Source organism: Companilactobacillus keshanensis (assembly GCF_003946205.1).
Classification (GTDB): Bacteria; Bacillota; Bacilli; order Lactobacillales; family Lactobacillaceae; genus Companilactobacillus; species Companilactobacillus keshanensis.
The window spans coordinates 1-2332 of the sequence record NZ_RHOS01000040.1 but is presented as its reverse complement, the minus strand read 5'-3'; the positions used below and the strand labels follow the sequence as shown (position 1 = coordinate 2332).

Annotated in this window: 2 protein-coding genes and 1 pseudogene; all 3 read right to left on the bottom strand. The window is 34.8% G+C overall.

Annotated elements, in window-relative coordinates; translation table 11 throughout:
• Positions 1 to 121 precede the first annotated feature (121 nt).
• Positions 122 to 964, bottom strand: a pseudogene (locus EKM64_RS11255) (IS3 family transposase); the annotation flags it as partial.
• A 5-nt stretch (positions 965 to 969) separates the two neighbouring features.
• Positions 970 to 1503, bottom strand: a complete 534-nt coding sequence (locus EKM64_RS11250; RefSeq protein ID WP_125678562.1) for a helix-turn-helix domain-containing protein — start codon at positions 1501 to 1503, stop codon at positions 970 to 972.
• A 103-nt stretch (positions 1504 to 1606) separates the two neighbouring features.
• Positions 1607 to 2059: an OsmC family protein gene (locus EKM64_RS11245; RefSeq protein WP_125678560.1), complete on the bottom strand. Its 453-nt coding sequence runs from the start codon at positions 2057 to 2059 to the stop codon at positions 1607 to 1609.
• Positions 2060 to 2332 lie beyond the last annotated feature (273 nt).

Sequence of the window (2332 nt, the reverse complement as noted above, 5' to 3'; positions counted from 1 at the left end):
GGTAGATTGTAAAATTAATCCGAACGCTGTTCGGACAAAAAAGATCAGCTTCCTTTAAAATGGTGTTTACCACAAACCCATCTTTGAAGTGCAATAAAAAAGTTAGACATTTTTATAAGTTTTAAAAAATCATGGATTGTTCCCTGTATTCTACAGGGGACAATCCATTTTTCTTTAAAGAAATACGTTTATTGTTGTACCAATTGATATATTTAGCGACTAAGTTCTTTAATTCGGTTAGGTCATCGATATTATACCTATAAAGACATTCTCTTTTTAGCAGATTAAAGAAGCTCTCAATTGGGGCATTGTCGTGACAATTGCCTTTTCGAGACATACTTTGTTCAATACCCATTGTTTTTAGGGTATCTCGATAATATTTAAGTTGATAATGCCATCCTTGATCAGAGTGAAGGATTGGCTTTAAAGAGGGAACTATATTTTGCTTCAATTTTTCTAGAGTATCTAATATTAGTAATTTATTAGGGCTCAAACTTATTGAATAAGATAATATTTCGCCGCTGGCCTGGTCCAGCACGGCGGATATATAACCCCATTTGTCTTTACGCAAACGTATTTGAGTTACATCCGTATGTAGTACTTTTAATGGTTCTGTCTCAGTGAATTTCTGTTTGAGTGTATTAGGAGCTATTTTCCCAAGGTTACCTTTATAGGAACAGTAACCAGATGTATGTTTTGAAAAAATAACTACTTTTAGTTTAAGTTTGGTCATTAAATGCCGAATTGTTTCTGGAGAATTCTTGAATCCGACCTTGAGGGATTCTTTCCAGATTCGACGATAACCGTAGGTTGAGTTTGAATCGTGATATGTTTTAACAATGAACTCGTTTAATTGAGCGTATTTATCTGTTTTATCAGTTTTACTAAGGCGTTCATAATAAGTTGATCTTGGCAGATTGACCTTAATTAATAACTCGTTCAACTTGTATTTTTTAAGTAATGATTTGACTAATTTTGCTTTTTCGAGTTGGGATCGTTTTCTCGCAAGGTCTTTAGTGCTTTTAAAATATCACGGTCCATTTCGGCATCATGTAGTTTAGCTTTTAGATCAAGAATTTCTTGTTTATATTTCTCTTCTTTTGTGGGATTTAAACGTGTTTGCTTCTTCTTTTTCTTGGCCATTAACGGTCGTCTTCCTCTGGGACGACGCCTTAATCCAATAACACCGTAGTGATTGTATCTATATATCCATGAATTAACCTGGCTAGGTGATATTTTGAAATAAATTGCAGTATTAAGGCGACTGATCTCATGTAGTTTATGATATTCTATCACGGATAATTTGAAATCTTGAGAATATTCTTTATGGGATTTTTTGGTTATCAAATAATTAAGTCCATTTGCTTCCGCTTCATGGACCCAGCGATAAATCGGTGATTTACTAGGCATTCCATATTTTTTCGATAATCCAAGTATAGAAATTTGTCTATCAAAATATTCATTTACTAATTTAACTTTGAATTCTGAAGAGTATTTGGTCATAAAAAAAGTGCTCCTAAAGTTGTTAGACGAGTAAGCCTAATGATTGTGGAGCACTTCGGAATTTCTTCATAATCGAATCTATTTTTCTAGAATAAAGATGGCTCTAATCCGTCCATGACTTTAAAGTAGAGCTCATCTTTGGAGGATTTTGTAATGTGCACCCGATTGGACAATTTTGATCGACAAATTTCAAAAATTGTGTGATTTCTTCTGGTGTGTTATCGGCTTTGATCTGATAGGTTGTGCTAATTTCCGTGAATCCAGGAATGGCATTTTTATCACCAAAGAAAGCTGCCGCATCATGAACGCCGCTACAGGAAACATTTATATCGTTTAAATGGATCCCTTGCTTCTCGGCATGTATTCGAGCCGTTATACATTTACATGCAGCAAGCGTACACATTAGAGCATTAAGTGGAGTCATCCCTTCATTTGCACGTCCAAATTGGGCAGGACCCTCAAGTTTGAGATTGTATCCGTCACTCGTGCAGGAAATATTAACTCTATCAGATTCCTTGTTTGTAGCAATTCCAGTATAATGTGCGATTGTACTCATTAGACTCACTCCTCGTATAGATAAACAGGATTATGGCAATATTTCTGTGAGGAACTACAAGTTGTTGTGAAAGCTCACAGTTGACCATTTAAAAACATATGGAATAGCATTCCACACGTGAATTATAGACCAGATTAGTTAGTGATGCAAGCGGTTTCGTAAGTTGAAAATGTAAATTAAAAAAAGAAAAAATAATGGTAGATTGTAAAATTAATCCGAACGCTGTTCGGACAAAAAAGATCAGCTTCCTTTAAAATGGTGTTTACCACAAAC